At 50.6% G+C, this 25577-nt stretch carries 27 protein-coding genes, 1 tRNA gene and 2 pseudogenes; 6 read left to right on the top strand and 24 right to left on the bottom strand.

Annotated elements, in window-relative coordinates:
* A pseudogene (locus G614_RS29645) lies at positions 1-210 on the bottom strand (hypothetical protein); the annotation flags it as partial.
* A gap of 615 nt (positions 211-825) precedes the next feature.
* Between G614_RS29645 and G614_RS32390 the strand changes: the two are divergent.
* Positions 826-1149: pseudogene (locus tag G614_RS32390) on the top strand (recombinase family protein); the annotation flags it as partial.
* Between the two features lie 296 nt (positions 1150-1445).
* Positions 1446-1516, top strand: a tRNA-Trp gene (locus G614_RS0102950).
* 54 nt (positions 1517-1570) lie between these two features.
* Here the strand turns inward: G614_RS0102950 and G614_RS0102945 are convergent.
* Positions 1571-1807, bottom strand: coding sequence for a hypothetical protein (locus G614_RS0102945; RefSeq protein WP_027640727.1), 237 nt, complete (start codon positions 1805-1807; stop codon positions 1571-1573).
* A gap of 115 nt (positions 1808-1922) precedes the next feature.
* Here G614_RS0102945 and G614_RS0102940 point away from each other — a divergent pair, with 115 nt between their 5' ends.
* Together G614_RS0102940 and G614_RS0102930 are read left to right on the top strand one after the other, a co-directional pair.
* A complete protein-coding gene (locus G614_RS0102940) occupies positions 1923-2099 on the top strand; it encodes a (2Fe-2S)-binding protein (protein WP_027640726.1) in 177 nt (58 codons plus the stop codon).
* A gap of 444 nt (positions 2100-2543) precedes the next feature.
* Positions 2544-2771, top strand: coding sequence for a hypothetical protein (locus G614_RS0102930; protein ID WP_027640725.1), 228 nt, complete (start codon positions 2544-2546; stop codon positions 2769-2771).
* Here the strand turns inward: G614_RS0102930 and radA are convergent.
* The 17 genes from radA to G614_RS31040 form a co-directional block, all read right to left on the bottom strand.
* On the bottom strand, positions 2764-4152 hold the full coding sequence (radA, locus tag G614_RS0102925) for a DNA repair protein RadA (RefSeq protein WP_027640724.1): 1389 nt from the start codon (positions 4150-4152) through the stop codon (positions 2764-2766). The two genes, G614_RS0102930 and radA, sit on opposite strands and share 8 nt — an antisense overlap.
* Positions 4153-4240: 88 nt before the next feature.
* The gene (locus G614_RS0102920) at positions 4241-4657 is read right to left on the bottom strand and encodes a hypothetical protein (RefSeq protein ID WP_027640723.1); all 417 of its coding nucleotides are present in this window, start codon (positions 4655-4657) and stop codon (positions 4241-4243) included.
* A 117-nt stretch (positions 4658-4774) separates the two neighbouring features.
* Positions 4775-7360, bottom strand: coding sequence for an ATP-dependent Clp protease ATP-binding subunit (locus G614_RS0102915; RefSeq protein ID WP_027640722.1), 2586 nt, complete (start codon positions 7358-7360; stop codon positions 4775-4777).
* Between the two features lie 54 nt (positions 7361-7414).
* Entirely contained in the window at positions 7415-8449 is a 1035-nt protein-coding gene (locus G614_RS0102910) for an ATP--guanido phosphotransferase (RefSeq protein WP_027640721.1), read from the bottom strand.
* Complete coding sequence (locus tag G614_RS0102905) at positions 8442-9059, bottom strand: UvrB/UvrC motif-containing protein (RefSeq protein ID WP_027640720.1); 618 nt, start codon at positions 9057-9059, stop codon at positions 8442-8444. The genes G614_RS0102910 and G614_RS0102905 overlap by 8 nt, the downstream gene beginning before the upstream one ends.
* A 121-nt stretch (positions 9060-9180) precedes the next feature.
* On the bottom strand, positions 9181-9594 hold the full coding sequence (locus G614_RS0102895; RefSeq protein ID WP_027640719.1) for a GntR family transcriptional regulator: 414 nt from the start codon (positions 9592-9594) through the stop codon (positions 9181-9183).
* 162 nt (positions 9595-9756) lie between these two features.
* Positions 9757-9906, bottom strand: coding sequence for a hypothetical protein (locus G614_RS31045; RefSeq protein ID WP_155245015.1), 150 nt, complete (start codon positions 9904-9906; stop codon positions 9757-9759).
* Between the two features lie 45 nt (positions 9907-9951).
* Positions 9952-10779, bottom strand: a complete 828-nt coding sequence (locus G614_RS0102885) for a sugar phosphate isomerase/epimerase family protein (RefSeq protein WP_027640718.1) — start codon at positions 10777-10779, stop codon at positions 9952-9954.
* 15 nt (positions 10780-10794) lie between these two features.
* On the bottom strand, positions 10795-11346 hold the full coding sequence (gene hxlB / locus G614_RS0102880) for a 6-phospho-3-hexuloisomerase (RefSeq protein WP_027640717.1): 552 nt from the start codon (positions 11344-11346) through the stop codon (positions 10795-10797).
* Positions 11347-11351: 5 nt separating this feature from the next.
* Complete coding sequence (locus G614_RS0102875; protein ID WP_027640716.1) at positions 11352-12347, bottom strand: ABC transporter permease; 996 nt, start codon at positions 12345-12347, stop codon at positions 11352-11354.
* A gap of 13 nt (positions 12348-12360) precedes the next feature.
* The gene (locus G614_RS0102870; RefSeq protein WP_027640715.1) at positions 12361-13851 is read right to left on the bottom strand and encodes a sugar ABC transporter ATP-binding protein; all 1491 of its coding nucleotides are present in this window, start codon (positions 13849-13851) and stop codon (positions 12361-12363) included.
* A 50-nt stretch (positions 13852-13901) separates the two neighbouring features.
* Positions 13902-14945, bottom strand: coding sequence for a sugar ABC transporter substrate-binding protein (locus G614_RS0102865; RefSeq protein ID WP_027640714.1), 1044 nt, complete (start codon positions 14943-14945; stop codon positions 13902-13904).
* A gap of 120 nt (positions 14946-15065) precedes the next feature.
* A complete protein-coding gene (gene xylB / locus G614_RS0102860) occupies positions 15066-16589 on the bottom strand; it encodes a xylulokinase (RefSeq protein WP_027640713.1) in 1524 nt (507 codons plus the stop codon).
* Positions 16567-17259: a ribulose-phosphate 3-epimerase gene (locus G614_RS0102855; protein ID WP_027640712.1), complete on the bottom strand. Its 693-nt coding sequence runs from the start codon at positions 17257-17259 to the stop codon at positions 16567-16569. Before G614_RS0102855 ends, xylB begins: the two co-directional genes overlap by 23 nt.
* An 11-nt stretch (positions 17260-17270) precedes the next feature.
* The gene (locus G614_RS32380) at positions 17271-17723 is read right to left on the bottom strand and encodes a MurR/RpiR family transcriptional regulator (RefSeq protein ID WP_242827987.1); all 453 of its coding nucleotides are present in this window, start codon (positions 17721-17723) and stop codon (positions 17271-17273) included.
* A 14-nt stretch (positions 17724-17737) separates the two neighbouring features.
* Positions 17738-18112 carry a MurR/RpiR family transcriptional regulator gene (locus tag G614_RS32375; protein ID WP_242827984.1) on the bottom strand — a complete coding sequence of 125 codons (375 nt, stop codon included), beginning with the start codon at positions 18110-18112 and terminating at the stop codon, positions 17738-17740.
* Positions 18113-18657: 545 nt separating this feature from the next.
* A complete protein-coding gene (locus G614_RS31040; RefSeq protein ID WP_155245014.1) occupies positions 18658-18807 on the bottom strand; it encodes a hypothetical protein in 150 nt (49 codons plus the stop codon).
* Between the two features lie 201 nt (positions 18808-19008).
* Here G614_RS31040 and G614_RS0102840 point away from each other — a divergent pair, with 201 nt between their 5' ends.
* Both G614_RS0102840 and G614_RS31035 read left to right on the top strand, forming a co-directional pair.
* Positions 19009-19344, top strand: coding sequence for a GNAT family N-acetyltransferase (locus G614_RS0102840; RefSeq protein ID WP_044917356.1), 336 nt, complete (start codon positions 19009-19011; stop codon positions 19342-19344).
* Between the two features lie 32 nt (positions 19345-19376).
* Positions 19377-19604, top strand: a complete 228-nt coding sequence (locus G614_RS31035; protein WP_027640710.1) for a hypothetical protein — start codon at positions 19377-19379, stop codon at positions 19602-19604.
* A 194-nt stretch (positions 19605-19798) separates the two neighbouring features.
* Here the strand turns inward: G614_RS31035 and G614_RS0102830 are convergent, their stop codons facing one another.
* The 5 genes from G614_RS0102830 to asrC are packed head-to-tail and all read right to left on the bottom strand — an operon-like array spanning position 19799 to position 25572.
* On the bottom strand, positions 19799-20740 hold the full coding sequence (locus G614_RS0102830; RefSeq protein ID WP_027640709.1) for a TDT family transporter: 942 nt from the start codon (positions 20738-20740) through the stop codon (positions 19799-19801).
* Positions 20737-22059: an NAD(P)/FAD-dependent oxidoreductase gene (locus tag G614_RS0102825; protein ID WP_027640708.1), complete on the bottom strand. Its 1323-nt coding sequence runs from the start codon at positions 22057-22059 to the stop codon at positions 20737-20739. Before G614_RS0102825 ends, G614_RS0102830 begins: the two co-directional genes overlap by 4 nt.
* Positions 22056-22478 (bottom strand): 4Fe-4S dicluster domain-containing protein, encoded by a 423-nt coding sequence (locus tag G614_RS0102820; RefSeq protein WP_027640707.1) that lies wholly within the window; start codon positions 22476-22478, stop codon positions 22056-22058. The genes G614_RS0102825 and G614_RS0102820 overlap by 4 nt, the downstream gene beginning before the upstream one ends.
* Positions 22466-24583 (bottom strand): molybdopterin oxidoreductase family protein, encoded by a 2118-nt coding sequence (locus G614_RS0102815; protein WP_027640706.1) that lies wholly within the window; start codon positions 24581-24583, stop codon positions 22466-22468. Before G614_RS0102815 ends, G614_RS0102820 begins: the two co-directional genes overlap by 13 nt.
* A 26-nt stretch (positions 24584-24609) precedes the next feature.
* On the bottom strand, positions 24610-25572 hold the full coding sequence (gene asrC / locus G614_RS0102810) for a sulfite reductase subunit C (RefSeq protein ID WP_027640705.1): 963 nt from the start codon (positions 25570-25572) through the stop codon (positions 24610-24612).
* Positions 25573-25577: the final 5 nt, after the last annotated feature.

Here is a 25577-nt window from a genome sequence, read left to right as displayed (position 1 = left end):
AGAACCGTTGCTATCAGAATTAGAGCTACTGCTACCTGAATCATTGCTGGTATCGGAGCCGCTGTCATTGCCAGCCCCATCACCACTCCCGGAATTTCCCAGGTCACTAATACCTACTTCGTTCAGGGTAAGAGCCGTCGGCCTGGCAAAAGACACATAACGTGGCCTGTTATGAATGGCCTCCGCCCCATAGGCTATCAGCGGCACCATATTGGGCGCCATCAAAGTAGTTACCAATAAAAGACTGGCAGCCCTTCCTGCTAATTGTCTACATCTTTTCCGTTTTCTCACAAAACATCCCCTCTTCTTTTGTTTTTTGTACATAAACACTTAGTTAAACTTAATTTTACACCAGTTTTTATATATTTTCAACAGTGTCTGCACGAAATGCGGCTTTTATGTACGAAATCTTCTTATTCATTAAAAAAGAGGGGGGCGCAAAATCATCATTAAATTAGATGATTGAAGCGATGCCCACACTTTATGGATACAAAAACGGAAGGTGCCCCCTGTTTGAGGATAGATATTTCTCACGAAAGTGGCATAAAATACCTGCTGCCGGATTGCTCACTAAGGGCAAACCGAAATTCCTGCACACTTTCTGTACGGTACTTTGAAAATGATTCTTCCTGATATGGCAGTATCTTCATGGCACAATACAGGATGTTGATCAGAACCAACATTTCGATTCCAATCCGGTTCTTTTCGTTGTATAATAAGTTTGTCGTACAGGGTCACTTTCCTTTGTATATTTTGTTGGCAAACTAATTATACACCAAAGTGTCCTGTACGATATTTTTTCTTAAAAAGTTGTAAAGTCGTAGTGTCAAAGGCGAATCCGGTAAGCCGACCACCAACTGTGCTATCTACGGATACAGGAAAGACCCGCAGAACAAGCACCATTGGCTGATTGACGAGGAAGCGGCGGCGGTTGTCCGCAGGATATTCCGGCTAACCATCGAGGGCAACGGCCCTTATGAGATTGCCCGCATCCTCTTTGACGATCATGTGGAAACGCCCGCCGTTTCTTCGGTAAACCATTCTTTCCAAGCCGGAGTATATGGGGCATACGGTAAACTTCCGTTCCCATAAGGACTTTTTGAAGATACCCATGAAGCCACCGTTGACAAGGAAACATGGGAGCTGGCAATGTATGAGGACAGGGCGGCGGAGAAAATCACAGAACGTAACTTTTCCATGCTGTCTTCCTATCCCCTTCATCAACCCATCCCCCCTAATGTAAAATGACAGATTTCTTCCCTTAACACTATATTAATGCGAAAATGTGACTGTTATATTGGCGATTAGAAGGTTTTCATATTTTTGCAGATATCAGGAATAATACTTTTTTGAAAAAACAGGAAACATACTTTTTTTGAAAAAACAGTTGACACTTTCTTAAACCTGTGGTATCCTAATTGAGGTTCAGAAATGTTCCAAACCAAAGGGGAATAGTTCAATGGTAGAGCAGCGGTCTCCAAAACCGTAGATGGGGGTTCGAGCCCCTCTTCCCCTGCTGACTATTTTAACGAATAGCCCAACCCGAAGAGAGTCCAAGACCTTGATTTTACTAGGTTTTTGGGCTTTTTCTAATGGCATACTTAAAAATCCCCGAAATGACCGTCTTTATATTTTGCCATTCTTTACGAGTCATGCTGTACTTTTTAATTAATCCATTTGCCCACTCTTCCAATATAATAAAGGTTATTTTATAGAAACGGTTTCTTTCTTTTCTTCTGCCCATGCTGCCATGGGCGTGACTAAAGATAGGGATAAGGCTTATCCCTGTAGTTAATATATTTTTCATAAATCTCCTTCTTTATATTTCTATTGTGTAACACGGTATATCAATGCTCTGCTTCTCATTCTTCGTATAATTATCAGAAAGATTCGCATACTAATCTCAATAGGAGGTGTCCGTTATGGATTTAAACGAAACAATTTGTTTTTGTAATGATGTAACAGCTGGAATGATAAAAGATGCAATTGAATCAGGCGCTAAAACCTTAGAAGATGTACAGGAAGCTACTGGAGCTGGTACCGCATGTGGCGGTTGCCTTGATAATATACAAGCATTAATTGATGAACTGAGTTCATAATATATTCTTCATACCCATTTGCTTATGTAAGTGGGTATGAATTTTATTTATTACTTGTTAGTTTTCAATCTCTATCCTAAGCTCATTTATTTATCAGTAGACCCGAAAATTCCGTATGTTGTCACATTCATCGTTTACCGTGATACCATATGGTAGAAAAATGCCCTGTGCCATCCCCTGACCCACTGGAATATCTACTGTTTTGCAGATACATGAATCATGACCAGCTTTACAAAAATGTGTCCCTCATTATCAGAATAAAAATAATCTTCATCCACTATACCAAATTTGTCGCATAAACTTACGATGCTCATTTCCTGCTTCAATAAGTTTCTGCGCTATCTTCATGTCATTTTCACCTACTAAAAAATGGCAGCCATAAATTTTATCTTCTCCATTTATATCGCCAGGCCATATATTACGGTTATTTGGAAACCGTTGGTTTTGCAGCGCTGGCCGGAAGCGAGACGCCGGTTATACGGCACTGCCATCTTTGGACCAGTGGGAACCATTATTGTTGCCAGTGGCGCCAGTGTTTCGATTTTCGGAGCGCCTACCTTGTTTATTTGTCTGATTGCACTGGTATTTGTCTGGACCGGCTCATTCGGCACCCTGTTGGGCATCAATGTATTTGCGGGAAGGATAAGAAGGCTTGAAGGCTCATTTACATGATTCCAATTGCCTCCCGCACATTAGACACCCCAATCAAACGTATGCCCTCCGCCGGCTTCATCTTATCCGCGCATACCTTTGGCAGCACACAGGTGGTAAAGCCCAGCTTGGCGGCCTCATTTACACGCTGGCCGGCCTGGGATACGGCCCTGACCTCTCCGGACAGGCCCACCTCCCCGAATATGAGCATTTTTGAATCCACGGGCCGGTCCTTGTAGCTGGACATAAGGGCCATGATAATGGCCAGGTCCAGAGCGGGCTCATTCATCTTCATACCTCCAGCAATATTCACATAGGCGTCCAGCCGTGACATCTCATAACGGCAGCGCTTCTCCAGCACTGCCATCAGCAGGTTCACACGGTTGTAATCCGTACCGGCCGCCGTGCGCCTGGGCATACCGAAATTGGTTTCCGTCACCAGGGCCTGTACCTCTAAAAGGATGGGCCTGGTGCCCTCAAAGGAACAGGATACCACTGCGCCGGAGGCTTCCTCAGGACGGCCGTCCAGCATGTATTCGGATGGATTCTCCACCTCTGCCAGACCCTGTTCCCGCATCTCAAACACACCTATCTCATTGGTAGAGCCAAACCGGTTCTTCACACTCCGCAGAATGCGGTAGGACGCATTCCTGTCTCCCTCAAAATAGAGCACCGTATCCACCATATGCTCCAATACTCTTGGACCTGCCACCACGCCTTCCTTTGTCACATGTCCCACCACGAAAATGGCGATTCCGCGGCTCTTTGCAATCTGCATCAGGATTCCTGTAGACTCCCTTACCTGGCTGACGCTTCCGGGAGCCGAGGATATCTCCTCCCTGTACATGGTCTGTATGGAGTCAATGACTGCAATCTGGGGATTCTCAGTGTCAATGGCCCTCTCAATATGCTCCAGGCTTGTCTCACACAGGAATTTCAGCTCTCCGGTTACAGGGCCGATGCGGTTGGCCCTCATCTTAATCTGTTTCAGGGATTCCTCCCCTGATATGTACAGGACCCTCTGGCCCGCACCTGCCAGATTCCGGCATACCTGAAGCAGAAGGGTGGATTTTCCGATACCCGGGTCTCCGCCCACCAGCACCAGGGAACCGGCCACGATTCCATCCCCCAGCACCCGGTCCAATTCTCCAAAGCCCGTGGATATACGGTCCTGCTCCTCTATGTCAATCTCTGACAGAAAGGATGGTCTGGCTGCCGGAATCGGGGATTTCTGGCTTCCCGGAGCCAGGCGCCCTAACCCGCCCTGGCTGCCCGCTGATTTTGACACCGGTTCCTCCACCATGGAATTCCAGGCCTTGCAGGCAGGACACTGCCCCATCCATTTGGATGATTCATATCCGCATTCCTTACAGAAAAATGCGGTGGTTCTCGCTTTTGCCATGTTAGCCTCCTAATATTCATGGAATAAAAAATCAAAAAACTGACAGAAAAAGGCTGGAATCGCTTCCAGCCTGTATGATACTTAAGTTCTATGCTCTCTTTACAGCCTTAACCTGAACCGATACCCCTTCTTCCAGCTCCACGCTTACGCTGAGCTTGCCGCTCATGTTGGTTTTCATGCTGCCTACGGCTGCACCGTCAACGTAAACCTCGTAATCTGTATCGTTCTCAAGCTGTATGGTAATCTGTGCATCCCTGCTGCCTTCCACCGCGAATTCCACGTCCTCATCCGTAACCCTGAAATGCTCTGCCGCTGTTCCAGGTACAGATTCATAAACAAACATGTCATTGCGCTCCAGTTTGGTAATCTCGTTGTAGGTCTTGACCTTGTACATGTCTCCCTGATATTCGAAATCGGACTTCTTAGCCTTCTGTACTAACTTGTAATTGCCAAAACTAATGGTGCCATCCTGCTCTGTGCAGATTAACTCTTCAATGACCGGCATCTTCTTATCCTCCTGCTAATTGTGCTTAAGTATGACCTCTCATAAAAATTATACAACAATCACCGAAAAATAACTAGTGAAAATATTCTTAATTTGTATAAACTGCTACAGATGCTGTTAAGCCTTGGGTGCCGCGGTCTCCTTCTTCTTACCTGAGGCGCGTCCGGCGCTGCTTTTGCCCCGCACAGTCTTGCTCTTATCCTCAGAACCGTCCTTGGCTGCGGCCGGTTTGGAGGCTGCCTTTGGCCTGGCTGTCTTTGCCTTTATGGTAAAGGTTAGCTTTTCCCCGTCAAATCCCACTTCCACCAGGGAGCCGGCATTGATGCGGCCATCCAGCATCTCCTCAGCCAACCGGTCCTCCACCAGGTTCTGGATGGTGCGCCTCAGGGGCCTTGCCCCGTATTTGTCGTCATACCCCTTATCGATCAGGTGCTCTCTGACGCTGTCCGTTACCTCCAGCCCTATGCCCAGCTGTTCCTTGCAGCGTTTGCTGATGGTGCCCAGCATGATATCCGCAATTCCCTTGATATGCTCCCTAGTAAGCTGATGGAACACGATAATCTCATCAATACGGTTTAAAAACTCAGGCTTGAAAAGGCGTTTCACCTCATCCATAACACGGTCCTTCATGAAATTATAATCTGCCTTGGCATCGCTTACCATGCCGAATCCCAGATGTTTGGGGGAAATGATTTTCTCCGCACCTGCATTGGAAGTCATGATAATAATGGTATTCTTAAAGTCAATCTTGCGTCCCTGGGCATCCGTGATATGGCCGTCATCCAAAACCTGCAGCAGAATGTTGAACACATCCGGATGGGCCTTTTCAATCTCGTCAAAAAGGATGACGCAGTAGGGATTGCGGCGGACCTTTTCGCTGAGCTGCCCTCCCTCATCATATCCCACATATCCTGGCGGCGAGCCTATCATCTTGGATACGCTGTGTTTCTCCATATATTCGGACATATCCACGCGAATCAGGGCATTTTCCGTACCGAACATGGCCTCTGACAACGCCTTGGACAGCTCTGTCTTTCCCACGCCTGTAGGGCCCAGGAACAGGAAGGATCCAATGGGGCGTTTGGGGTCCTTAAGACCTACCCTGCCTCTGCGGATGGCCTTGGAAATGGCTGTTACCGCCTCCTCCTGGCCCACCACCCTTTGGTGCAGGATGCCTTCCAGGTTCCTCAGGCGCTCTGATTCCTCCTCAGCCAGCTTCCTGACCGGAATCCTGGTCCAGCCGGATACCACGTCCGCAATCTCATTGTCGCTGACAATGAGCTTCCTGGTCTCCTTGTCCTTCTGCCATTTTTCCATGGTCTGGGCTATCTTTTCCCGTATCTTTTCCTGTTTCTTCTTTATCTCTCCGGCCTCCTCGTACGCTTCCTTCTTGATGGCCTCCTCTTTGGCTACCTCCAGACCATCAATCTCAGCCTCGTATTCCTTAATCTCAGCCGGCTTTGTGTAGTTCTGAAGACATACCTTGGAAGCGGCCTCGTCAATGAGGTCGATGGCCTTATCCGGCAGAAACCTGTCGTTAATATAACGGCTGGACAGCTTCACTGCCGCCTCCAGGGCATCGTCCGTTATCTCTACTTTGTGATGCTCCTCATAACGGCTTCTGAGCCCCTTAAGTATGGCAACGGACTCCTCCTCTGAAGGCTCATCCACGGTCACCGGCTGGAAACGGCGTTCCAGGGCAGAATCCTTCTCTATATATTTGCGGTACTCATTGATCGTGGTGGCTCCAATCAGCTGAATCTCGCCTCTGGCCAGAGACGGTTTTAATATATTGGATGCATCCAGAGCGCCCTCTGCCCCGCCTGCCCCGATGATGGTGTGTATCTCATCAATGAACAGCAGCACATCTCCGGATTCCACTACCTCGGAGATGACCTTCTTAATGCGCTCCTCGAACTCACCCCTGTATTTGGAGCCTGCCACCATACCGGACAGGTCCAGGGTCACTACCCTTTTGTCTGCTATGGTTTCAGGCACATTGCCGGATGCAATCATCTGGGCCAGGCCCTCTACCACGGCTGTCTTGCCCACGCCCGGCTCGCCAATCAGACACGGGTTATTCTTAGTACGGCGGCTCAGAATCTGTATCACGCGCTGAATCTCCTGCTCCCGTCCTATGACAGGGTCCAGTTTTCCAGCTGATGCCAGCTGGGTCAGGTTCCTGCTGTAGCTGTCCAGGGTAGGTGTGGCATTGCCGCGCTTTCCGGCCCTGCCTCCCTGAAGGTCATCCTTTGCGGCAGGAGCGTCCTCACCCATGGCTGCCAGCAGATCGATGTAGAGCTTCTGTATATTGACCCCGATGGTGTTGAGAAGGCGGCTGGCTACACAATCCCCTTCCCTCAGCATGGCAATCAGGATGTGCTCTGTCCCTATCTGGGCTGCCTTAAAACGGACAGCCTCCCTGTAACTGTTCTCTATGACCCGGCGGGCCCTGGGGGTATATGCCGTCCTGTCCGCGGTCTGTACCGTTGGATTGGGGGCAATGAGCTGGCTGACCAGTTCAATGACGCGGTCTTCCTCCACCCCGTTTTCCTCCAGTACCTTGGCCGCCACTCCGGTCCCTTCCTGCAGCAGGCCGATAAGCAGATGCTCTGTGCCCACGTAACCATGGTTCAGTGTCTCTGCCACGCCCACTGCCAGCCCAAGCGCTTCCTGGGCCTGTGGTGTATATCGTTCCATCATAATGTCATGTCCTCCTTGCAAGTGTGTTAAACCCGGCTCTGCCCATGGGCAGAGCTAGATTATCTCAGGCAGGTTCTGCCTTATATAAGCTGCCCTCACAGCGTCCAGCTCATCCTTATCCAGAGGCCGTTTGGCCCACAGATTTAAGTTAGCTGGCTTAATTCCTATAATCAGGCTGTAAAGGGAGCATTCCTCATTAAACTTCATCAGGCCATCCTCTTCCCCTGCCATGAGCTGGGAAATGAATATCCTGGCATCCTTCTCCGACATCTTCCTGGCGTACTTTAAGACGCCGTAGGACTTATATGCCTCATCCTCCCGCTCCAGGCGCTGGGTGTTAAGGGTGGCGCTCCTGACCCGCATTTCCTGGTGATTAAGCTGGGCCGCTGCCTTTGTAACCAATTCCACGATTTCCTTTTCGGACTGTCCCAGGGTCCGCTGGTTGGATACCTCATAAAGACTCCCATAGTTGTCGCTTCCCTCTCCGTACAGGCCGCGGATTGCAGTCCCGAACCGGCTCATATCCGCCACAATGCTCTGGAACTTGCGCACCTGTGATAAGGTGGGCAGGTGAAGCACCACACAGGCCCGCAGTCCTGTTCCCACATTGGTAGGGAAGGAGGTGAGATACCCGTACTTTTCATCAAATGCATAAGAAAAGCGTTCGTTGACATAATCGTCCAGAACGTCCGCCTTCTGCCACAGCTCATCAAGTTTAAGTCCGGGCGACAATAACTGCATGCGGATGTGATCATCCCCGCCCAGGACAATGCTGCCCGACTCATCGGCTGACAGCAGCAGTCCTGACGGCTCCTTCCTGCTGACGCAGGCCATGTTAAGGATTCTGCGCTCCCTGAGGGCCATCTTCTCCAGCTCCTGCATCTGGTCCAGCTGGCTGTAGCTTAAATCCCGGCCATCCTGGTCCTTAAGCCCCTTAAGTCCCTCCCTGAGGCATTCCACCATCTCGCTGCACTGGGCGGCGGTCATCCTGGAGGGAAACACATATTCATCCCAGTTCCGGGCCAGACGGATGCGGCTGTATATCACGTTAGAGTTTTTGCTGTCTATTTCCTCAAACCATTTACTCATGGATTCCAGCCTCCTTTTTCAGCTCTTTAATCTGGTCCCGGTAACTGGCCGCCAGTTCATAATCCTCCTGGCGCACTGCCTCCTTTAACTTGGAGTTCAGATCCTTAATCTGCTTTCTGACCACAGCGGTCTGGGAATCCTGGGAACCGGCTTCTGCCAAACGGTCTGTGCTCTCCTGCGTTTCCTCCCCAGAGCCCCCGGCTGCCTCCGGGTGTTCCTTTTCAAAAGTACTTCTGTATTTGGGATGCTTGCCCTTATGGCTCTCACTTCCCTGAAGCTGCTTCATCTTATCATTGATAAACAAATCAAATACGCCATAACAGTCAGCGCATCCGAACCGGCTGTTCTCCACAAAGTCGTCGAAGCTGGTGCCGCAGGTGGGGCAGACCACGCTTCCCCTCACATCGGTCTCCTCCTCGTCGTCCTCCAGACCCAGAAGGCCGGAAAGAAGCTTCCCAAGGGGGAACTCCCCATCCAGGAGGGCGGAGTACTGGCCGAAATCCATCTCCTTCGCACAGTGAGAGCAAAGGTTATGTTCCGTCTTTATGCCATTGATTATCTCAGTGTATTTGATCGTGGCTTCCCGGATTTTACATCTTTCACATAACATACGAATCCTCCATTAATATCCAAAACCGTATCCGTACATTCTGCACAGCACGGTCCTGGCCTTTTTACAGAACATGTCTGAATATACGGGCGGACAGCCGCCGCTCATGTTCCGACAGTTTCTAACCTTCCCCGGTCTCCTGGCCGTCTTCCGTCCCCATACACCCGCGGGTGTATTTATCATAAATCTCATCCACCAGATGGTGAATTTCATCCCGGCTGATATTCTTACAGATACCCGAGGCAAGCACCACATCCAGGTCCCCCCGCATGTCGTCAATGGCCTGAATTTTATCCACGTCCAGGCTGACCACAGCGCCCCTGCGCCGGTCCAGCTTTACAAAACCTTCCTGGCGCAGCACAGAATATGCCTTATTAACTGTATGCATGTTGATGCCGATATAATCAGCCATTTGACGGACAGAGGGCAGAGTATCCCCCTCCCGTATCATGTCCGTGGCAATTCCCATGATAATCTGGTTGCGCAGCTGTATATAGATTGCTTCATCACTGTTGAAATCAATCTTCAAGAACATAAAACCACCATCTTTCGTTTTGTGTAACAAGGAAAGTTATATTTGTTCTACAAGCAATATAACACTTGTTAGTATTATCATATCAAGGGAACATGATTTCGTCAAGCGGAAATCTGTGACATTTCCCCCTCCCGCTGTGACCCCTTCGCCAAAAAGCCAGTGTCAAAAGCCAACGCAAAAAAAGAACGCTGCGGCCTCCATTGCCTTAACGCTCTTTTCTATAACCCTGTCGGTTCCGATGCTCTTTGCCACAGCCGTAATATTGGTGATAAGAGCAGTGGTTATGCCGGCCTTCTCTATTTCGTTTACCATAGTACCGTGCCGGGAACACATCCCCGGCGCGGTTTTGATATCCGGTCACACAAACCATCTGCCGATGGATTCCATATCCCGCCTCAGAAGCTCCATCTGCCTGCCTTCAGGCGCAAGTTCCCTCAGCGGCGACAGATTGTAATAATTTTCTATGACAATCCACCCTTCAAATCCATGTTCCTTCAGAAACCTCATCTGTCCCTCAAAGTCCGTGTTGCCCCGGCCCAACATCCGGTCGCCCGGCCCGGCTTCCCCGTCCTTTGTGTGAAGCACGCTGTCCATCAGGGGATACAGGTGCTCCAGCTGTTCACACTGGTCCATATCGAAATTGAACTTAAAATTCTGGGTGTCAAAATGGACCTTGAGGTTATCCGCCCCGATATCCCTCAGCAGTTCCTCCTGTTCCTTCCAGCCCAATGCGTTCTCCGTGAGAATCATGATTCCCTCCGGGGCCGCCAGCCTGCAGGCATAGGAAAGGGCATCCTTGGTGTGTTCCACATGTCGTCCGCATGTAATCAGATTATTAATGAAGTTGGGAATCATGATTCTGTCAATCCCCATCTTTTTTGCCGTCTCAATCCCAAGGGCTATCTGGTCATATGCAATCCGTCCGTGTTCCGTATCCCTGCCGTTGATGAATTCGTTGACCATCACGTCATTGAGCACCAGGGCAGGATATTCTATGCCGTACCGCTCCTTATCCTCCAGATATCCTTCCATGATTTCCCTCTGGACCAGCGGATATCCCGCCTCATAGCTTCCCAGCTCCAGCTGGATTCCGTCCAGGCCGGCGGCCCTGGCTGCCCTGGCGGCGTAAGCTCCCCCGCCGGGCAGTCCCCAGGCCACCGCCCCTATCTTAACCTTCTTTTCCATCCTGGCCTCCAATCATCACTCCAGATTGCTGTGATTCCGGTACATGTCATCGCTGCTGATACCATGTTTCTCCATCAGGCACAGAACAATGATATCCAGCAGGATGGCTATACTCTGCTCAAACAGGCTTCCCATGGGCTGCACGGACGCATCGCTCCGTGTGGTTTTGGAGGAGGCATCAATGGTTATCATGGAGTCACTGAGCGCTGCCAGGGAAGATGTTTCACTGGCAGTAATCAGCATGACTGCCGCCCCCACTGCCTTTGCCTTGGCCGCGTGTTCCACCAGCATAGGGGTCTCCCCTGACGCGCTGCAGATGAGAAGGATATCATCCCCTGTGATAGCCGGGGTGGTGGCTTCCCCCACCACCATGGCCGTAAATCCCATCTGGATCAGCCGCATGGCGAATCCTTCCGCCTTCAGCCTGCTTCTTCCCGCACCGTCACAGAATATCCGTTTCTCCCGGTTCACCGCATCCACCAGTGCTTCCAGGCTTTCGTGGCTGACTCCTGACACACTGCGGTTGATTTCCCTTAACACTGTCCCGATTATTTTTTCACTGTCCATACGTTTTACGCCCGCTTTCCGACCATTGCCTTAAGTGCAGATAACGCGGACCCTTCCGACTTGATATAGTCGATGTATACGGCTATGAGGATTACAATTCCCTGTACCACATACTGCCAGGAGGAGTCGATTCCCAGAAGGTTCATACCGTTTTTCAGGATACCGATTACAATAACACCGATGACCGTACCGGAAATGCTGCCTTTGCCGCCGCTCATGCTGGTTCCGCCCAGTACAACCGCCGCGATGGCGTCCATTTCAGCTCCGTCACCCATAATCATGGTGGCGGTAAATGTCCTTCCCACGGTCAGCACGCCTGCCAGGGAAGCCAAAAAGCCGCTGAGTACAAACACGAAGAATGTAACCCTTTTAACATTGATACCTGAATACTCAGATGCAATTTTGTTGCCGCCTGTTGCATAGATATGTCTGCCGAGACCGGTCCTGTTCAGTATAAAGGATGTGAGCACCACCACCGCTATAATCAGGTACAGCTGGATGGGAAGTCCCAGTATGCTGCCCATTCCCCAGAAGGTATAAGGGTCATCCAGTACTGCGATGGTCTGGGCGTGGGTATAAATTCTGGCAATACCCCTGCCGATATTCATGGTGGCCAATGTGACAATGAAAGCCGGTATGGTTGTTCTTGATACGATGATTCCGTTCAGCGCGCCTACCAGGGTACCGCACAGGATACCGATTAGGATTCCCACAGGGACAGGAAGCCCTACCCATGTAATCATGCCCGCGCTGACACATCCGGTAACAGCGATGACAGAACCTACAGACAGGTCGATGCCGCCCAAAAGGATGACAAAGGTCATGCCGCATGCCAGGTAGAGGTTGATGGTAATCTGGCGCACCACGTTAAAAAAGTTTGTTACCGTTGCAAACTTATCCGTAAGGACAGTCAGACCTAAGCACAGGATGACCAGTCCTATAAGGATACCAAAATTCATTCTGACCGTATTTTTCATTGTTTGTCCGAATTTGTTCTTCATGGCTGCTCTCTCCTTATAATTCCATCGTTGCTAATGACATAATCCGTTCCTGTGAAAACTCTTTCCGTTCCAGGACACCTGTTGTATGCCCCTGGTTCATGACTACGATCCTGTCGCACATGTTAATCAGTTCCGGCATTTCAGAGGATATGAAAATGATGGATAAGCCCTGTGCCGTAAGCCTGTCAATCAGGTGGTAAATATCTGATTTTGTCTTTACATCGATACCTCTGGTGGGTTCATCCAGAATCAGTATGTTCTTGGTTGCCAAAAGCCATCTGCTGATGATTACCTTCTGCTGGTTGCCTCCGCTGAGCCTTCCGATTGGCTGCTCCACCCCGGCGTATTTGGTCTGCATGACATCGTCCACATACTCCTTGGTCAGCGCCAGCTCCTTATCCCAGTCATAGCGTCCGTTCTTTAAGAACTGTCCCAGCACCTCGATGGTGGTATTGAAACGGATTCCCTGGATTGCGTAAATCCCTTCCTTTTTCCTGTCCTCAGGCACAAGCCCGATCCCGTATCCCATGGCATCCTTGACGCTGTTAATCTTAGCCTCTTTCCCGGAAATGTAAATATTCCCCTTTTCTTTCTTCCTGAGGCCGAAGAGGCAGGTCATTGCTTCCGAACGTCCGGAGCCTACCAGCCCGGAGAAGCCCAGCACCTCTCCCTTATGTAAGTCAAAGGTCACATCCCTCACTTCCCTGCCGGACAAAAGATGCTCTATCTTTAGTACAACTTCATCCGTGGCGTGGTTATGCTTCTCATAAAGGTCTCCCAGGGAACGCCCCACCATCAGGCTTACCAGTTTGTCATGGTCTGTCTCCTTCGTCACCACAGTGTCCACATATTCGCCGTCACGCATGACCGTTATCCGGTCCGCGATAATGTCCAATTCCGACATTCTGTGGCTGATATAAATGATGCCAACGCCATTTTCCTTCAGTTTCCGGATTGCCTTAAACAATACTTCCACCTCAGTGTCCGTGAGGGAGGAGGTGGGCTCATCCATGACAATAATCTTGGCCCCAAAGGAAATAGCCCTTATAATCTCTATCATCTGCTGCTGTGCAATATTCAGTTTTCCCACCAGATCCGTGGGTTTAAGTGACAACTCCATTTCAGCCAGGAATTTTGCTGTCTCAGAATTCATCTTATCCGTATCCACGGTTCCCAGCCTGGTTCTGGGTTCCTGTCCCAGGAAAATGTTCTCGGCTATGGTCATATAGGAGATTAACATAAGTTCCTGGTGTATTACCCTGATTCCGTATTTCTTGGCGCTCTCCACATTGGTGATATCCGCCTTCTGTCCGTTTACATATATCTCTCCGCCATCCCTGGTATAAGCGCCGCCCAGTATCTTGATTAAGGTGGATTTGCCTGCACCGTTCTCACCCAGCAGGGCGTGGACTTCCCCCTGGCGCAGTTCCAACTTTATCTTGTTTAATACCCTTACTTCAGAAAAAGATTTACAGATATCTTCCATCCTCAGCAACTGTTCCATATCCCGTCTCCTTTGCTATGAGCACTTAGCGTACACCCTAAAGCTGCATCCTACTGCCATCCTGCGCCCAGGTAATCCTGGATGTTGGTGCTGTCGATGGTAAATGCGGGAACATCAATCTGGAACTCGGCGGGCTTCTCACCGGAAAGGATGGTCATGGCCACATCATAGCAGTTGGTGCCAATCTTAATTGGGGACTGTGCGGCTGTCATCCTGTAAATGCTGCCTTCCTTGGCAATTACCTGCTTGGCCTCCGGCGCGCCGTCCACGCCGTATATGGATACGTTGGCGCCCGAAGTCGTGCATGCTGCATATGCGCCCATTCCTGCCTGGTCATTGATGGAGAAGATAGCCACGATGTCCGGATGCGCCTGTAAAATGTCGCTTGTGATGTTCTGTCCCTTTTCAACAGTACCTTCCGCGTCAAAGGTTGCTACAACCTCAAAGCCTTTGCCTTCGATGGTCTCTAAGAACCCTTTCTCTCTGTCCAGGCAGGCGCTATTGGCCGGATAGTTAAGAACTGCAATGGGTCCTCCTTCCGGGAAATCCTTAATCATTGCCTCTGCGCAGAGCTTGCCTGCCTGAAGGTTGTCAGTTGCCACATAAGCGTCAACCAGGTCTAAGTTGGCTACGGATGAGTCAAAGTTGATAACCGGGATTCCAGCCTCTTTTAATTTCCGGAGAGCCGGTGCAACGGCATCCCTGTCAACCGGGTTCAGGAAAACTGCGTCCACATCCTGGGCAATGAAATCCTCAATAATCTGAATCTGCTTGGTGCTGTCCTGCTGCGCGTCCACCACAACGGTCTTGTTGCCGTCGGCTTCCGCTGCTGACGTGATGGAATCTGCCACGGTTTTAAAGAAGTCAGATTCAATCCAGTATGTAACGCCGAAGGTTTTTCCTCCCTTGTCGGCAGAAGCATCTGCACCGGATGAAGCCTTTTCGCTGGCTACCGCCTCTGTGGTACTTCCTTCTTCCGCGGCAGAAGCTGCCTGGGTGTTCTGTGCGCTCTGGCTTGCGCTGTTTGAGCAGCCAAATATAGAAGCGGCTGCTAATACAATTGTAACTGCTGCTGCGAAACGTTTCTTCATCATAATGATTCCTCCATGTGTTTTATTATTTTTCTTACTTTATAGTTCCAGCCGCACCGTGCGGCGTACTATCTGCTGTCTGTACTGTATTCACTGTTAATAGCCCAACGTGATACCGTACCTTTACAGTTCATACAAATCATTAAAATCCTGTTTCATGTGGTCATACAGCCGGTCGTACAGGGCATGGTACTTACGGTATACCGCGGCCTCCTCCTCGTCCGGGACCGTAACCCGTCCGCACCTGGCCAGCTTTTTGCTGACATCCCTTACATCATCAAACACCCCGGTACCCACTCCGGCCAGGATTGCAACTCCGTAAGCAGGTCCTTCCTCCTGTTCCAGCTGGATGATATTGCAGCCATACAAATCAGCCATGATGCGCCGCCACACCGGGCTCTTGCTTCCGCCGCCGCAGACCCTCATATCCTCCACTGCAAATCCGAGATTTTTAAGGATATTGTTGCAGTCCGCCAGGGAATATGTGACTCCTTCCATGATGGCCCTGATTAAATGCGCTTTGGTATGGATGATATTCAGTCCCACAAACGCGCCGCGGCATCTGGGGTTCATATGGGGCGTCCTCTCCCCCATCAGGTATGGCATGAATATAAGGCGCTCACTTCCCGGCCCTATGTCTGCTGCCGCTTCATTAATCAAATCGTATGTACTCCTGCTATCTTTTTTAGCCTTCTCCTTGTAGTCCTGGCAGTAGTTATCCTTAAACCATTCCAGGGAAAGTCCGGCTGCCTGGGGTCCTCCCATGGTGAACCAGCATCCCGGCACAGAGCTGCAGCACAGATGGAGACTTCCTTCGGGAATCGGTGTGTAGCGGTCCATGTGGGTGTATATCAGGGCTGAAGTCCCGATGGATGTAAATGCATCCCCATCCCTTACAACGCCGGTGCCGATGGCAGCGCCTGCATTGTCTGCAGAACCAGCTACTACCTTTACATCTGCGGTGAGGCCGCATTTCTCAGCCACTGACTGCAGCAGCCGGCCCGTGACCTCCTGGGACTCATACACCTTTCCAAGCATTTCCTTCTGCACGCCCAGCACTTCCAATACTTCATCTGACCAGCATCTGTTTTTCACATCCAGCATCTGCATTCCGGACGCGTCCGATACATCCGTGGCAAACTGTCCGGTGAGTACATAACGGATATAATCCTTAGGCAGCAGGATATGTCTGCACTTTGCATAAATTTCCGGCTCATGTCGCTTTACCCACAGAAGCTTCGCCGCTGTCCAGGCCGCAATGGGCGGATTGGCTGTAATCTCCAGCCATTTTTCATATGGTAGGAGCTTAAGCATCTCATCCACCTGCTGTCCGGAACGCTGGTCACACCAGATAATGGAACGCCTGATGGGATTGCCCGCCTCGTCTAACATCACAAGGCCGTGCATCTGGCCGGACAGGCCGATTCCCTTAATGTCATCACGATTCACGCCGGACTGCTCCACCACCTGCTTCAGGGTTTCCAGCACGGCCTGTTTCCAATCCTCAGGCTCCTGCTCCGCCCAGCCGTTGTCCGGCTGGTATAAGGGATAATCCCTGACAGCCTGGGCAGCTACGTTTCCCTCTTCATCCATCAGAATGGTCTTGGTGGCGCTTGTTCCGATATCAATTCCTATTAAGTAGCGCATGACGTTCCTCTCCTTTGCCATTCATGATAGTAAGATATTTTCTTATATTATCTTCCAGGCTTCCAATGAACAGCCCTTTTCCCACAACAATGATATTGGCCCCCGCTGCTATGACCAGCTTCAGGCTATCAGGGGTTATGTCCCCATCCACTTCTATATCAATCTCCCTTCCAATCTCATCGGAAAACTGTCTTGCCTCTGCAATCTTTCCCAGCATCAGAGGATTGAAATGCTGGCCTTTCAACCCCGGGGCCACGGTCATGACCTGAAGGACATCTAATTTATTCCAGACAGCCAGCGGTATCTCCCCCAGTCCGGTTTCCGGTTTCAGCACGATTCCCGCTTCCTTTCCCGCAGCGTGGATGGCGTCCAGCGTATGTTCCATGTCCCGGCACGCTTCAAAATGTACTGTTATCACGTCGGAACCCACCTCCGAAAATGCCTTTATAAAACGTACAGGCTCATCCACCATCAGATGGACATCCAGCTTCATATCCGTGTAACCCCTGAGTTCCTTTACAAAGTCCGGCCCAAAGGACAGGTTAGGGACGAAACTGCCATCCATGATATCCACATGGAGACAGGTCACACCGGCCCTTTCCATCACACGCAGTTGCTGTTCCAGCTGCATAATATCTGCCGCATAAACCGATGGTGCCAAACAGTACATGTCTTATCCTCCTACATAATTTTATTACAGTCAATTGCGCCCTGTGTCCTTTTAAGACGCTTGGAAAAATCCTGTTTTTTCTTTGTTATATATCCCAGGTACAGTACGTCCAGTATGAACTGGTCCGCAACGCGCCGTGTCACTTTGTCTCTTCCCACCGTAAGGTCGCTGATGGATATGAACAGCGGGATGTCCGTGTATCTGAGAAGCGGCGATTTGTTCATCTTCGTGATGCTGATGGTTGTGGCTCCCCGCTTTTTTGCTATCTTCATGGCCTGGACCACATTCCTGGACCTTCCCTCATAAGAGACGGCCAGCGCCACATCCCCGGGTCCCAGATTATCTGCTATGGTATACTGAAGCATCACATCGCTGTAGGATGAACAGGGGATTCCCAGGCGGCAGAACTTCATGAACGCGAACTGGCAGGCTGCAAACGCATCCCCAACCCCGAAAAAGTGGATTGACTTGGCGTCAATCAGGGCGTCCAGCGCATCCTTGAACGTTCATTAGCCAGCACCATGGTATTCTGAAGCGTCTGCACGTTGCTCTGGAATACCTTTTTAAGGATATCGTTCACGTCGTCGGATTCTTCAATCTCCTCCTCGTGGACTTCATCCCCATCGGCGATTGCCGCCGTAAATGCCTGCTTCAAATCAGAGTAACCGTGAAATCCCAGCCGTTTGCAGAACCGGATGACGGAAGCGTCGCTGCTGTTTGATTCCCTTGCTATATCAGCCAGGGTGAGGTGGGTGATTGCCTCCGGATTCTCCAGAAGAGCCTGCGCAAATGCTTTCTCCGCCCTGGGCAGGGACGGAATCAGAAACCTGATTTTGACTAGTAGTTCATTCATGTCTTCACTCCATTCCCGGTTGCCTCAACTGAAGTTTATCTTTAGTTAAAGTATAGTATTTGTGACAACCGAAGTAAATATATCATGATGTTTTTATACACTTTATCCTATATCACCCTCGAAATAACCGTATTTCAAGTTCCTAATTCGTCATTTTTAATAAAATTCCAAAATGAAAGTTTTATTTTGAAGTATTGCTTTTGATTTTTACTTCATTTTTATATATTTATTTCAAAATTATATTCACTTCATAACTGAATATTTTATTAATGAAATTGATACTTCATTTAGATTTTCCAGCTGGGCCGCGCAATGAGTGGGACCTTATCCCCCATATCAAGGAAATCCTTTATCAGAGTGCACAACTGATTTGTGATTGGTTTCGATTTGCTTCCCCTATTTTACCAGGTTCCCTACCTTTACTCTACTGGTTTTTTTATCCATCCATTGCTTCTGTATTTTACGGATGGGAAGGAAAGAACTCAAGGGTTCATGAACTGCTGCGCAGCCCTTGACTTCTTTCTTTCTCATCCTGTGTGTAGTACTTAAGCACTGTATATCCTTCTCTGGCAGATTAACTGCTGATTCAATATATCCCTCATCCATTTCATGCTGTGAATCTCTTTTCCGGGGATAACTCCCTGTAATCTCTCGGCGTACTTCCTTCCCTTCTGCGCTACGCTACTCTGTGACATTTCCCCCTCCCGATGTGACATTCTACCCCTTTGCCATAAAGCATTCCTGCACAAAGGCGCCGCCCAGCTTCAGGCGTTCTGCTATTTCTGCGGTACTGATGTCATTGCAGTTTCATGCTGTCCGACACATCGGCAGAAGACAGGATGACTCCTGCCCGGCGCATTTGACAGATAAACTTACGGTCAGATATATTTATTGAAATGGCAAATCAGGTATGGCCCGGTTCCTATGATTCGGAGTTAATGCAAAAGGCCATCAGCAAAACAATCAACATCACTGCTTGGGATAATGATAAATTGGTTGGCTGTATCCGCATATTAAGCGACTGCTATCTGTTTGGCACCATATCAGAAATACTTGTGCTAAGAGAATACCAAAAACAGGGCATCGGCAGGGAGCTGATGAGGCGGGCAATCGACATTTCCCCCACCTCCCTGTTTTTTGGCGCCCAGCCCGAGGCAGAGGGCTTTTACGAAAAACTGAACATAGAAAAATCACTGCAGTCATTTTATGTTAGTAAGACGGGAAAGGGGTAAAGATTTATACATGAGCGAATTACTCTTGTGGTATGGGAAACGAATATGCCGTCATGCCCACAAGCAAAGACGAATCCATAGCATGGGTTTTATGGCATATTGCCAGAGTTGAAGATTTGACAATGAACATCCTGGCTGCCTGGGATAAACAGGTGTTCTACCAGGAGTGGAGGGGCCGGATGAAGGCCGGGACTGCTTTGTTACAGAAACGCCGCTGCCGTGAAGACACGGGACATTGTCCGCAGTTTAAGTGCAGTTGATTTAAAACTCCAGGTCCATCCGGCTGATTTAGAGAAAACCCTGTCTGCCGGCGGGGTGACGCATCAGGAATACTCCATATGGCTGCTTGATTTCCGGGACAGGAAGGATGTGGCGGGTATTCTGCTTATGCCTCCTACCCGCCACGTCGCGCTCCACCTGAACGATTGTTGTAAATGGAAAGAATATATCCAGGCTAAGAAGAAATTTTTTCTTTCTTCCCAGCCAGCATCTTCATAAACCCAAACAACACCATGCCGATAATGGCTGTTGTCACATAAAGCTGTATCCCGGCCACCTGCTTCACCCCATAAGACAATACCTCATTTCCTATTCCCGCCAGATATGCGCCGGCCTTGGTGGAGGCCACCACGCCGATGGACATGGGGAAGGTGAGCCCCGCAAATCCCGGAGCAAAGGGCACGGAGAAAAACACAGGAAGCTTTACCAGGATGAACAGCAGGGACAGAATCACACAAGCATAGAAAATCATCACCACGGCATGGACAGGCTCCTTTACTATATTCAGATAGCTTACCAGACACAGGCTGCAGGGAGCCAGCACAATGGCCTGGGTGTGCAGCATGCCCGGCTTTACTTCACGGGCAGCCAGTCGCCATACCATGAAGGGAATGGTAACTGTATAAATGAACAGTCCCCAGTACAGCACTGCCTTGGCCATGGCAGGCGGCAGCATATCGGGTCCGGCCACCAGGGATACCATAATCCCGTTAAAGGTAACAAACCAGCTGGGAACAAAGTTATCCAGGTTCACTCCCTTAAATACATTGCGGCAGAGGAAAACCAGAATATGGACCGCGTGGACGCACACAGCCGTTATGAGAAGCCATTTGCAGGCAGTGGAGAACCACACCTTGTAATAGCTGCACAGAATCATGGTCACCATGGTGATTCCCGCGTAGAGGCTGGCGGGAACCGTATTGGAATACTCGCCTTTTACGGTTGACGGGTGGATGATTATCTTTGCTATGTAAAACAGAAGTACCAGGGTGGAGGCCCACATGGAAAGGTGCCTCACCCAGTCAAATCCCAGGGACTGATACACATTGCTCAGGGTCGCTGCGCCCAGCATGGTAGCAACTACGGGAATGGGCATATTTTTTAGTCTCTCTCTCATCTTGTCACCTCATCGTAATAGAATTCAAAGTTATCCTTCTCATGGAAGAAATCAGAATAATCAATCCTGAACAGTGGTTTCTTTACCCTGGACACATCAATCCGCCTGGCTATGAGCTGGGTCAGCACGCCGCCGTAGGACAAATCCCCCTGAAGAATGGCGCCGTATATACGCCCTTGCTTGTGGATGATTTTGCGGTACTGTTCTCCCGTATCCTCCACTGTCTCGCAGTAGGTGTCGTCCGGCCTCACCGGCATTCCCAGGGACATGGTGGGGATTCCCAGGAAATTCATGGTGGATTTACTGGCAAAGAAATCGTCCATGGCCATGGAATGGCCTGTCATGTTGGCGGCAGCCGCCACTGCCTGCTTCACGGCAGCCGGCCATATGGGGGAACGGCCGGTCACATCACCAGCGCCAAAGATTTCCGGAATATTAGTGCGCCCATGGCTGTCAATAACCAGTCCGAAGCGGTCTAACTCTAAACCGGTTCCCTCCAGGAAGCCTACATTTGGACGCACGCCTGCAGTCACTACCAGCATGGTGCAGGGAAGCTCCTGTCCGTCTGAAAGCTGTATAGAAGCCACATTTCCGTCCGGCCCGCAGCACACCCTGGAAATCCCGGTTCCCAGGTGGAGCCGGATGCCCTGGTCCTCCAGCGCCTTCTCATAGGTGGATGCGCTTCTCTTATCAAGCTGCTTTACCAGCAGACGGTCCGCCAGCTCCACCAGTTCCACTTTCTTACCCATATGAAGGAATCCCATGGCTGCGTCCACGCCCGTAAGTCCGCCTCCCATGACCACGATATGTTCCTGGGACAAAGCCCTGGCCTTAATCTGCTCCACCTCGTCCAGGTTGTGAAAACCGTATACTCCTCCTGCCTCCCGAAGCCCTTCCACCGGCGGAAGGCTGGAACGGGAACCGGCGGCAATCAGGAGCCTGTCATACGGTATCCGGATACTGCCGTCAAATTTCCCCCAGACTGGGGCTTCTCTGCCTGCCGCACACTGCATACCGTCCGTCTCCCGGCCATTCCCCGTATAGCCACCGGAAATAATAATCTCCCGCGCCTCTGCATCCAGCCCGGTGCAGCTCATCCCTTTATACCAGTTCACCCTGTACTTTGCCTCAAAATCAGGCTCTGCAAAACAGATTCCTTTCTTGTCCCTGATTCCGCCCAGGTAGTGGTGAAGGATGCATCTGGAATAGATGTCTTTATCCTTGGATACCAGTATGATTTCCGCTTCCGGGTCATGGCGCCTCAGTTCTCGCACCCCGTTGACTCCGGCCGCGGATGCTCCTAACACTACATATCTCATACCTTCACCTCCTCAAGGGTTATGGCTTCCATGGGACAGAGCTCCACGCACATGGGTTTGGGAGTCCCGTCCTGCGTGCGGTGCACGCACATGTTGCATTTCATGATTTCCTTGTGTTCCACACGGTCGCTCTTTAACACGCCGTAGGGACAGGCCATGACGCACATATAACAGCTGGCGCATTTTCCCCTGTCATATTCCACAAAGCCTGTATCAGGGTTCTTGTGTATGGCTCCTGTCATGCATGTGTAGACGCATTCCGGCCTGTCGCAGTTGCGGCAGAATATGGGCGCGCATTTGGACTGGCTGTCAATGACCACCCGGTTCCTGGCGTCGCTGCTCTCATGGCTTACCACGCAGGCTGTCACGCAGGTCAGACAGCCGATGCAGCGGTCCCTGTCAATTTTTATCCGATACATACGCCGGCCTCCTCTCCCATTAGTTCAGCTATTTTCTCAAACCGCACCGGCGTGGCCTTGTAGGAAGGCTCCTTGGAGTACGGGTCATAGACGGACGGCGTCAGCTTGTTGCATTCAATGTAGTGGATGGGAGCGTAAAGCTCCTGCTCCCGCACCTGGTCCGATATCCTGGCCCTGAATAAGGCATCCTGCCCGTTGGAAGAATACACGTGTATCCAGTCATTTTCCTGTATTTCGTACGGCTCCGCCGTGCGGGGATTTATGAACAGATACGCTTCCCCGGCAGATACATCCTCCACGAACTGGACCTCCTTTGTCCTGGACTGGGTGTGCCACTGCCCCACACTTCCCCTGCCTGTATTGAACACATAGGGGAATTCCTCTGTGACGGGAAGGGGATTCTCCACAGGCGGCTCAAACTTGAACTGGGCTTTCCCGCCTGGAGTGTAGAAATTTCCGTCCTCATATAAACGGCGCTCATCCTCCTTTAGTGTCTCTCCCTCCCTGAATGGCCACTGGATGCCATGGGAATTCTCCAGATCTTCCCATGTAACGCCGGTGATATCGCAGGGCATTCCCCTGGAACATTCTTTCATAAGCCCAAAACAATCCCTTGGCGTCTCCCAGCCTTTCAGCATGTCTCCCATTCCCAGGGCACGTCCCACTCCCAGAATGGCCTCGTAGTCTGATATCTCATTTTTCCCTCTGGGCAGACAGGGACGCATGGCGCAGAGACGGCGTTCCAGATTGATATAGGTTCCTTCCTTCTTGATACCCGGCACCACGGGGAAGAATACCGTACATTCCTCCGCGCTCTCAATGGTGTCATAGATATCCTGGACCACGAAAAGCTCCAGCTTCTTAACCGCGCTGGCAAAGGTCTCATTGTTGGTCCAGCTGTGCCGCGGATTGGTGCACAGAATCCACAGTCCCTTGATTCTGCCCTCATTGATTCCCTCTATGATTTGGTTATAGGTGGCTGTTGGCTTAACTGCCAGCATGCTTTCATCCACTCCCAGAACCTGGGATATCCTGGCTCTTCTGGCCGGATTTGTGAAATCGCCGCCTCCATAGAATACGGCCGTATTGCTGTAAGCCCTGGAGCCCATGGCATTGCACTGGCCTGTGATGGAATTGGCCCCGGTTCCCGGTCTGCCTATGTTGCCGGTCATAAGAGCGATGTTGATAATGGACTGGGCGGTGCGCACAGCCTCGTACCCCTGGTTCACGCCCATGGTCCACCAGAAGGACACCCGCTTTCCGCTGTGAATCAGCTCCGCCAGCTCTTCAATCTGTTCCGGCTTAAGGCCGCAGCCCTCTTCTGCCTTATCCAGGGTATATTCCTTGACAAACTCCCTGAAATCCTCAAACCCTTCGGTGTGGGCCTCGATATATTCCCTGTCCACATAGCCCTTGTCAAGAAGTACCTTTGCCAGGGTATAGAACAGGTACAGGTCGCCCTTCCATTTTACAGGATACCAGTAATCCGCATTCATGGCAGTCTCTGAGCGCCTTGGATCGATGACCACGATTTTCTTATTGGGGTCTTTATTCATGCGGACCCTTCTCCACAGGATGGGGTGCGCCACCACCGGGTTTGCCCCCACGAAAATAATGGTGTCGGACAGTTCCAGATCCTTTAAGGTATAGCCCGGCGCGTCAAAGCCAAAGCTCTGCTTGTGGGCCACCACCGCAGTGGCCATGCACAGCCTGGTATTGCCATCCACATTGGTCTGCAGGTAATTCCTCATGACATGGCCGAAGATGGCGAATTCCTCCATGGTCAGCTGGCCTGTGCTGATTCCCGCCACGCTCTCTTCCCCATATTTGGCCTGCAGTTCCTTCATCTTATCCGCCACATGGGAAAAGCCCTCCTCCCAGGACACCTCCTTCATGGTGCCGTCAGCCTGCCGGATTCTGGGCAGAGGCGAGGTCTTTACCACGGTCTGCTGCTTATCCAGGGACAGCCCCTTGATGCAGCAGAAGCCGTCATTCACCGGATAGCCCCTGGTGGGCAGCACCTTCACGATTTTTCCATCCTCCACATAGAAATCCAGGTTGCAGTCAATGGCGCAGTAGTTACAGGTGGATTGTATTTTCTTCATCCCGTTCATTCCTCCAGTCCTTCTCATCAATACTTCACGCCGCTCCAATAGATACGTTCATTTACCTCTGCCGTGTCAGGCAGCTTCACATCCTTTAGGGCCCACCTTTTGAACTCCTCAAAACCTGTTCTGTCCACGATGTAGCCGATGTGCTCCTTGCCTCCCGGCGCATCCTTATCTATGTATTCCCGCACATAGTCATAGGTATTGGTGATGATTTTTAATATGCTGTCCTCATCTGCCCATTTGATAAAATCCTCTCCCAGGCGGGGATTCTTTTTGCCGCTGCGGCCCAAAAGGGTCAGCCTGTAGTATTTCTTCTCACTGCGGACCCATGCCCTGGTGGGACACTGGATGACACACTCGCCGCAGCCAATGCATGTTTCATGGTTCCTCTGTACTTTGTAGTTCACAGCTGACAGGGCGCCCACGGATTTCTTCTTACATGCCTTCACACAGGCACCGCAGCTGACGCACCGCTCCCTTCTGTACTCAGGCTGCGTCATGCCCATGATTCCGAAATCATGCATCCTTACCTTGGCACAATCATTGGGACATCCTGTCAGCGCCACCTTCACGTGAAGGTCATCCGGAAACACGGCCTTTTCTATCTTAAAGGCAAACTCGCTTGTGTCATAGCAGGCATAGGGACAGACCTTATTGCCCACGCAGGCTGAAATATTTCTGGTGCCTGAAGCGGAGTATCCCTTTCCTCTCTCCGGCTGGTTGATGCCTATGCCCTCGATGATGGGCTGCAGCAGCTCGTTTACCTTATCCATGTCCTCATACCGGATACCGGGAATCTCAAATCCCTGACGCACCGTCATGTGTACGGAACCATTTCCGTACCGCTCTGCTATGTCCTGTATCATGGACAGGTACCTGGCATCCAGATGGCCGCCCGGCACCCTTACCCTGGAGGCTGTCAGCCCCCGTTCCTTTGTGACACGGAACGCATTCTTTTTCAATCTCTTAGTATTCACATCCATCCTTG

This window comes from [Clostridium] clostridioforme AGR2157, from assembly GCF_000424325.1.
In the GTDB taxonomy this organism is placed as follows: Bacteria; Bacillota; Clostridia; order Lachnospirales; family Lachnospiraceae; genus Enterocloster; species Enterocloster clostridioformis_A.
Note: the sequence above shows the minus strand (reverse complement) of the source record. Positions and strands in the feature narration are given on the sequence as shown.

What these genes read in the sequence shown, in the direction of transcription:
- G614_RS0102820 (WP_027640707.1), bottom strand. Translation starts at nt 22,478, where the DNA reads ATGTATCGGATAAAAATTGACAGGGACCGCTGCATCGGCTGTCTGACC.
- G614_RS0102825 (WP_027640708.1), bottom strand. Translation starts at nt 22,059, where the DNA reads ATGAGATATGTAGTGTTAGGAGCATCCGCGGCCGGAGTCAACGGGGTG.
- G614_RS0102855 (WP_027640712.1), bottom strand. Translation starts at nt 17,259, where the DNA reads ATGTACTGTTTGGCACCATCGGTTTATGCGGCAGATATTATGCAGCTG.
- G614_RS0102910 (WP_027640721.1), bottom strand. Translation starts at nt 8,449, where the DNA reads ATGAGTAAATGGTTTGAGGAAATAGACAGCAAAAACTCTAACGTGATA.
- G614_RS0102920 (WP_027640723.1), bottom strand. Translation starts at nt 4,657, where the DNA reads ATGCCGGTCATTGAAGAGTTAATCTGCACAGAGCAGGATGGCACCATT.
- G614_RS0102885 (WP_027640718.1), bottom strand. Translation starts at nt 10,779, where the DNA reads ATGGAAAAGAAGGTTAAGATAGGGGCGGTGGCCTGGGGACTGCCCGGC.
- G614_RS0102915 (WP_027640722.1), bottom strand. Translation starts at nt 7,360, where the DNA reads ATGATGGAACGATATACACCACAGGCCCAGGAAGCGCTTGGGCTGGCA.
- G614_RS0102905 (WP_027640720.1), bottom strand. Translation starts at nt 9,059, where the DNA reads ATGTTATGTGAAAGATGTAAAATCCGGGAAGCCACGATCAAATACACT.
- G614_RS31040 (WP_155245014.1), bottom strand. Translation starts at nt 18,807, where the DNA reads ATGTCACAGAGTAGCGTAGCGCAGAAGGGAAGGAAGTACGCCGAGAGA.
- G614_RS0102895 (WP_027640719.1), bottom strand. Translation starts at nt 9,594, where the DNA reads ATGTTCTTGAAGATTGATTTCAACAGTGATGAAGCAATCTATATACAG.
- asrC (WP_027640705.1), bottom strand. Translation starts at nt 25,572, where the DNA reads ATGGATGTGAATACTAAGAGATTGAAAAAGAATGCGTTCCGTGTCACA.
- hxlB (WP_027640717.1), bottom strand. Translation starts at nt 11,346, where the DNA reads ATGGACAGTGAAAAAATAATCGGGACAGTGTTAAGGGAAATCAACCGC.
- G614_RS0102945 (WP_027640727.1), bottom strand. Translation starts at nt 1,807, where the DNA reads ATGAAAAATATATTAACTACAGGGATAAGCCTTATCCCTATCTTTAGT.
- radA (WP_027640724.1), bottom strand. Translation starts at nt 4,152, where the DNA reads ATGGCAAAAGCGAGAACCACCGCATTTTTCTGTAAGGAATGCGGATAT.
- G614_RS0102870 (WP_027640715.1), bottom strand. Translation starts at nt 13,851, where the DNA reads ATGGAACAGTTGCTGAGGATGGAAGATATCTGTAAATCTTTTTCTGAA.
- G614_RS32375 (WP_242827984.1), bottom strand. Translation starts at nt 18,112, where the DNA reads ATGAATGAACTACTAGTCAAAATCAGGTTTCTGATTCCGTCCCTGCCC.
- G614_RS31035 (WP_027640710.1), top strand. Translation starts at nt 19,377, where the DNA reads ATGGGAAACGAATATGCCGTCATGCCCACAAGCAAAGACGAATCCATA.
- G614_RS0102865 (WP_027640714.1), bottom strand. Translation starts at nt 14,945, where the DNA reads ATGATGAAGAAACGTTTCGCAGCAGCAGTTACAATTGTATTAGCAGCC.
- G614_RS0102875 (WP_027640716.1), bottom strand. Translation starts at nt 12,347, where the DNA reads ATGAAGAACAAATTCGGACAAACAATGAAAAATACGGTCAGAATGAAT.
- G614_RS31045 (WP_155245015.1), bottom strand. Translation starts at nt 9,906, where the DNA reads ATGGTAAACGAAATAGAGAAGGCCGGCATAACCACTGCTCTTATCACC.
- G614_RS0102830 (WP_027640709.1), bottom strand. Translation starts at nt 20,740, where the DNA reads ATGAGAGAGAGACTAAAAAATATGCCCATTCCCGTAGTTGCTACCATG.
- xylB (WP_027640713.1), bottom strand. Translation starts at nt 16,589, where the DNA reads ATGCGCTACTTAATAGGAATTGATATCGGAACAAGCGCCACCAAGACC.
- G614_RS0102840 (WP_044917356.1), top strand. Translation starts at nt 19,009, where the DNA reads ATGGCAAATCAGGTATGGCCCGGTTCCTATGATTCGGAGTTAATGCAA.
- G614_RS0102815 (WP_027640706.1), bottom strand. Translation starts at nt 24,583, where the DNA reads ATGAAGAAAATACAATCCACCTGTAACTACTGCGCCATTGACTGCAAC.
- G614_RS0102940 (WP_027640726.1), top strand. Translation starts at nt 1,923, where the DNA reads ATGGATTTAAACGAAACAATTTGTTTTTGTAATGATGTAACAGCTGGA.